4 protein-coding genes and 1 pseudogene are annotated in these 6,104 nt (G+C 37.2%); 4 read left to right on the top strand and 1 reads right to left on the bottom strand.

What is annotated here, in order from left to right:
• Positions 1–386: 386 nt before the first annotated feature.
• Positions 387–1,988, bottom strand: a complete 1,602-nt coding sequence (locus ACYVRH_RS11080; RefSeq protein ID WP_461256974.1) for a glycosyltransferase — start codon at positions 1,986–1,988, stop codon at positions 387–389.
• A gap of 460 nt (positions 1,989–2,448) precedes the next feature.
• Between ACYVRH_RS11080 and ACYVRH_RS11075 the strand changes: the two genes are divergently transcribed.
• The 4 genes and pseudogenes from ACYVRH_RS11075 to ACYVRH_RS11060 form a co-directional block, all read left to right on the top strand.
• Complete coding sequence (locus ACYVRH_RS11075) at positions 2,449–3,096, top strand: ABC transporter ATP-binding protein (protein WP_461256975.1); 648 nt, start codon at positions 2,449–2,451, stop codon at positions 3,094–3,096.
• Complete coding sequence (locus tag ACYVRH_RS11070) at positions 3,096–4,559, top strand: ABC transporter permease (RefSeq protein ID WP_461256973.1); 1,464 nt, start codon at positions 3,096–3,098, stop codon at positions 4,557–4,559. Before ACYVRH_RS11075 ends, ACYVRH_RS11070 begins: the two co-directional genes overlap by 1 nt.
• 12 nt (positions 4,560–4,571) lie before the next feature.
• Positions 4,572–5,888: an ABC transporter permease gene (locus ACYVRH_RS11065; protein ID WP_461256972.1), complete on the top strand. Its 1,317-nt coding sequence runs from the start codon at positions 4,572–4,574 to the stop codon at positions 5,886–5,888.
• Positions 5,885–6,104: pseudogene (locus ACYVRH_RS11060) on the top strand (outer membrane lipoprotein-sorting protein); the annotation flags it as partial. The gene ACYVRH_RS11065 and the pseudogene ACYVRH_RS11060, both read left to right, overlap by 4 nt.

The following is a 6,104-nucleotide window of genomic DNA, read 5'->3' as shown; positions in this document are numbered from 1 at the left end:
TATATCACGGGATACAAGTTGGAAAAAAAGTTCCCTATATCTAAGCAGAGTTTGTAAGCGTGAAATAGTTTTTTTAATAACATTCATATTGTTTTCTATAACTCAATTTAATAAATTATTAGGCACTCGATTGTTTTTATCTAAAAAATCAAGCCAAACAAATGCCTTACCGTCCAAAAACGGTTTTTTTTAAAAATTTCCATAAAAAACTCAGCCGCCGCCGAAACAGGCTTGCCGAATTTGCCAGTATAACACCCACAATATACCAACAGTACTATAAAATTTCAGTCAAATTTAGTCATATTTCACAAATAACTAGTATATATTATGCTCATTAATCAGTCAATGCTTAAAGTTTTCCATTAATTAAAGGAAAATCAAAATATTTACTTAATTCTATAATTGGCACTATCAAGGGAAAAATTACAGTTGTAATAGGGATCCCCAGCAGCAAGTTCTTTCTTCCATTTTGTTTTAAATAGGGCCATTTCAGCGGCTAATTTTCGCTTTTTTTCATGCGTTATATTGTATCCGCGTGATTTTGACTCAAAATGATAGGCTTCGGCATAGGGCGTCCAGACAATTAAATATCCGGCTTTTCTGATTCTTATACATAAATCAACATCATTGTACGAATTATGAAATTCAGGCGGAAAAAGCCCCACATCCTCAAATACTTTTCTTTTGACCATCATACAAGCACCAGTTACAGCGCTCATATTCTGGACGATCTGTAATTTTCCCATGTATCCGGTATAATTAAAAGGCACTCCGTATAAAATATGCCCGGCTGTTCCTTCAACCCCCAATACAACCCCGGCATGTTGAATAGACCGGTTACTAAAGTAAAGCTTGGCTCCCACCGCTCCAACATCGTCTCTTTGGCAAAACATCAGCATCTCTTCAATCCAATTAGGCGTAATTATTTCAATGTCATTATTTAAAAATAACAGTTGTTTCCCGTTTGCGTACTTAAAACCCAAATTACATATTTCACTAAAATTAAATTCCTTTCCTTTCCAGTGTACAATACGAACATTGGTATATCGTTTTAATTCTTTGTAGAAATTTTCAGTGGCAATATCGGAACTATTATTTTCGACAATAATAATCTCATAATTGCCATAAGTTGTTCTTTCCATTATGGATGACAGGCAGTTACGCAAAAGAGAAGCGTTATCCCTGTTCGGAATTATTATAGAGACCAACGGTATTTCTGTTAATTTATAGATAATTCTGTAATATCCGGGAAGCCCTATTTTACTTTCAACTTTGGCAGGTATTCCTATGGTTTCTAAATGCTCGGATATTGCTTTTTCCGCCGATAAAATAACATTTAACTTTTTGTCAATATTTGATTTTTCACGCTTCCTATGGAAATACAGCAGCTTAGAAATATGCCTTATTTTAGAAGCATTATGAGTATACCGAAGAATCAAATCATAATCCTGGCTTCCGTCAAATTCACTGCGGAATAATCCCGCCTTCTCCATGAGAGTCCTTGAAAAAACCGTAAAACGGCTAATATAATTGTGCGAGTACAAAGTATCAACGGCATAATCAGGTTTATAATGCTTTAATGTTATTTTTCCGTTAGAAGAAAATACCGCTTCATCTGTATAAATAAAATCGCAGTTTTCTTTACAGATTACACTCATTATTTCATACAAGGCAGAAGGGTGAAGCACATCATCATGCTCCAGAAGCCCGATATACTCGCCGCTTGACATTTCTATTGCCTTGTTTGAATTGTTTGATACGCCTAAATTTTCATCAAGTTTCCTGTATTTTACCCTATTATCCAGCAATGCATAATCTTCACAAATATGCTTGACATTTTCGTGACCTTTGTCACTTCCATCAACTAAACATAATTCCCAATTAATGTATGTTTGGGCTTCAACAGAATCTATCATCTTTACAAGGTGTTCAACATTGGTATTGAATAACGGTGTTATAATACTGATTTTAATTTGCCTTGAGAACATCGCGTTTTCCTGAGAGAACCTTTCACTAATTGATAAAAATAATTCTCTTCCAAGTGAAGAAAATTTATTCTTTAAATCTCTTTGAATATAAACACAAAGTCTCTTTATTGTTGCCTTGAATCCATTTTTTCTTATTGAGACTAAAGTCCTGGCAAAAAGATACAATAATCTATTTCTTCGTATAAAACTGATTAGTATCAGCCCGGTCTTTTTTATATGCCAAAGAAAGAAACCTATAATGCCCTTCGTTTTTAACCTCGATATAGCGTAATAATAACTCAATTACCTTTTTTTTTCAAGTTTTGGCAAGGAAAACCTTAAAAGAGACAACCTAAAATAAAAATCCTTGACATGAACCTGTAAAATATGATAATAAAATAGACATAAACATAGTTTAATGTCATATAGGAGCATATAATCAGTGATAATTAGAATAACAGACCTATGGAAAATATATATCATGGGCAATGTTGAAATTCAAGCTTTAAAGGGCATTAATCTTGAAATAACTGAAGGCGAATTTATTTCCATTGCAGGCCCTTCCGGCTCCGGTAAAACTACATTGATGAACATTATAGGCTTGATTGACAAATGCAGCCGAGGTTATCTGGAAATAAATAATCTGGAAATAAACAATCAAAACAGGCAGGAACTGGCACGGCTCAGGCGGGAATATATCGGTTTTGTATTCCAATCATTTAACCTTCTGCCCGTCTTGAATGTTTTTGAGAATGTGGAACTGCCACTGATAATAGCAAAAAAGGGCGGAACAAAGGCTGAACGCCGTGACAGGGTAAATTACCTGTTGGAAGAAGTAGGACTTACAGAGCGGAAAAATCATATTCCCGCGAAGCTTTCCGGCGGCGAACAACAGCGGGTTGCTATTGCGCGAGCGCTTGTAACAATGCCAAAAATTGTCATTGCCGATGAGCCGACCGCAAATCTTGACTCCGCTACGGGAGAAAAGGTATTAAACTTAATGCAGAAATTAAATCATGAGGAAAAAACAACTTTTATTTTTTCCACGCATGATCCGGAAATATGGGAAATGGCGAATCATGTTGTTTTTCTTCATGACGGAATGATCAAATCGGAGAAAAAACAGTAATGGTTTTGTATCTGGCCATTCGCAATATTATAAGAAACAAAAAAAATAACATTATCATCATTTTACTTATTGCATTTATCACTTTTATTTTTTTTATCGGGAACAGCGTCATCGGAATGATAGACAGAGGTATTCGCCAGGCGTATATCGAAAGTCTTACGGGCGATGTAGTACTGGAAAAAACATCGGATATTACAATGAATCTTTTTAGTGCAAATGCTCCCGTTATCAGCGATTATTATAACTTACCTGTCCTTCCTGCCTATAATTTAGTCATGGAGACTATAGCTGCCGAGCCTAAAATTGACAAAATAACAAACCAAGTATCCGGCAAAGCATTCCTTGACCTCATGAATGTTCGGGAGCCTGTTTTACTGTGCGGTATTGACGCAGAATCATATTTTTCGCTTTTCACCGGTATTATTCTTAAGGAAGGCCGATTTTTGGGCGCCGGTGAATTTGGCGCAATGATTACGGAAGATAGGGCGCAAAGAATTAAAATGTACAGCGGTCAGCGTCCCAGTATCGGCACGCCGTTGCTTTTAACATCCGGCGGCGCTATGGGGTTTAAAATCAGGGAAGTTCCGTTAGTCGGAATTTACGAGTATAAAAATCCCGGTCAATTTATGAATGAGATTATCATCATCGATCCTCAAACTGTCAGAGTACTCAACTCAATACAGGTGGCGGGCAGTTATAACAAAGACGGCTATATAAATACTGAAGCAGGCAAAAGTTCCACCCGCCTTCTGACAGTTGATCCAGATGATATTTTTAGCGAAGCGTTTGCAACTAACGAAGAATCGGAAGAAGAGCAATTTTCAGCGGAAGTGTTGGAAAATTATTTAAGAGAATCTAAAACTGAAACTGTTCAGGAAACCGGTGGAGACTGGAATTTTATTATTCTTCGTCTGAAAAAAGGAGTGTCCGCCGGAGCGTTTATCTCGTCTATAAATAAAAAAATACAGCCATTCGGCATAACTGCGGTAAACTGGAGAGTAGCGGCGGGAAACTCCGCCATTCTTTCACTGCTGGTTCAGGTATTGTTCAATTCGGGAATTTTTTTAGTATGCGTTGCGGGCGTTATTACCGTAATTAATATTCTTTTAATTACCGTTTTTCGCAGAACAAGGGAAATTGGCACTCTTAGGGCTATTGGCGCATCAGACGCTTATATCCGTTCTCTTGTTTTCTCCGAAAATCTTATTATCACCCTGATTGCCGCTTTTGCCGGACTGTTAGGCGGCATATTATTTCTATTATGGATTAACAGTCTTGGTATTAATATATCAAATGAACTGATTGTTTCATTGTTTGGCGGCCGTATATTAAAACTGGAAGTCATACCGCAAATTACCGTTGTTTCATTTTTTATGGCGGTATTATTTTCTTTGGCGGCATCTTTATATCCAGTGGAAGTAACAGTGCGGATAGAGCCGATAGTGGCAGTGCAGAGGGGATAACAGAAGGGACCTATGGAAAAGTTTTTTGCCGTTTTCAAACTGGGGCTAAAATATTTGTACCGTTACCGTAGGCGCTATGGCTTTCTTATGGCTGCCATGATCTTTGGTTTTGCGGTAGTCACTTTTATCACCTCAATAAAAGATGGGATGTACGATAATGTGTATTATGCCGCCCAGTCGCATTACGCCGGTGATATTGTCGCAATTGGATACGATACTAACACTACCAGAGATTATGCTCACCGTCTTGGACAGAATGAAATATCGGCTATTCTGAATGCGGCTGATCAAGCGGGAATAAATCCCAAGTATACGGTATTGCGGACAATCTATGGCGCTGACGGTATTATTCATTTTAACGGCAATGCAATACAGATTAAATATTTGATGGGTTGTGATTGGGATAAGGAAGCGCATTTACTGAATAAATTAAATTTTGAAGAACCAGTTAACTCAAGTTTAGGTAACGAAGATATTATCATTTCAGTTCCGATAGCGCAACAGCTTGGCGCTAAAATAGGGGATAATATTATTCTGGAAACTGAAACTCGCTGGGGGCAGAAAAATACCGGAGTGTTTATTATAAATGGAATCGTAAAAGACACATCAATATTTGGTTATTATAAAGCATATATTTCCAGATTGAGTCTTAACCGGCTTATAGATTTTAATGACGGAGACTGTTCTTCTGTTGGTTTCTTCTTAGATAAACCGGAAACCGCCGAACATAAACGCGTATTATTACAAAATGTTTTATCAAAGCAGATACAAACAGGTCCATTGGTTTACAACAGGACTCAAATGAATTTAGAAAGAGACCGTCCATGGGAAGGAATCAGGGTTTTCTTGTATACTTTACCAGTTTATTTATCGGAAATATCACAGTTGTTAGATGCTATGAATATTATTACATATTTGCTGTATGTTATGATGCTTTTTATAATTCTTGTAAGTGCCGCAGTTACATACAGATTGATACTTCATGAACGTGCAAAAGAACTGGGTACCATGCGTATTATCGGTTTTTACGGAAGCGACCTGCGACTGGTTCTTTGGACCGAGGTTCTTGTCATAGGATTTATCTCGCTAATAGCCGGTTTTATATTGGCTCAAATTTTAAGCTGGGCAGTTTCATTGTTATCTTTTTCATGGTTTCCCGGTTTTGAGATTTTTATGAAAAACGGAAAGCTTTTGCCTCTGTATCTTCCTAAGACAATGATTGTTAATATTTTGTTGGTTTTTATCGTGCTTTTTGTGATGGCTCTATTGCCATCTGTTCGCGCATCCAGAAAAAACCTGCCGGAACTTTTATCAGGAGAACCATTATGATGTCTAAAAAAATTAAATGTGTAATTTTACCGGTTTTGTTCTTTTTTACAGCAGTATCCCTTCAGGCAGCGTCAGATCAAGAACTGTTAGTGAAAGTTGATGCGCTTGTCAGTTATTACGGCGTTGATTTTTCTGCCGAGTACACGATTGTACAAGAAAAACCGGGGCAAGGGCTTTCCACAACCGTAGCGGGAGTTTTTAGAAGAGACTCCAACG

The organism is Treponema sp. R80B11-R83G3, from assembly GCF_054786115.1.
The sequence above is the reverse complement of the archived record's forward strand: the minus strand, read 5'-3'. Positions and strand labels throughout refer to the sequence as shown.

Excerpts from the sequence above, each read along its gene's own strand:
- ACYVRH_RS11065 (WP_461256972.1), top strand. The coding sequence starts at position 4,572 with ATGGAAAAGTTTTTTGCCGTTTTCAAACTGGGGCTAAAATATTTGTAC.
- ACYVRH_RS11075 (WP_461256975.1), top strand. The coding sequence starts at position 2,449 with ATGGGCAATGTTGAAATTCAAGCTTTAAAGGGCATTAATCTTGAAATA.
- ACYVRH_RS11080 (WP_461256974.1), bottom strand. The coding sequence starts at position 1,988 with ATGTTCTCAAGGCAAATTAAAATCAGTATTATAACACCGTTATTCAAT.
- ACYVRH_RS11070 (WP_461256973.1), top strand. The coding sequence starts at position 3,096 with ATGGTTTTGTATCTGGCCATTCGCAATATTATAAGAAACAAAAAAAAT.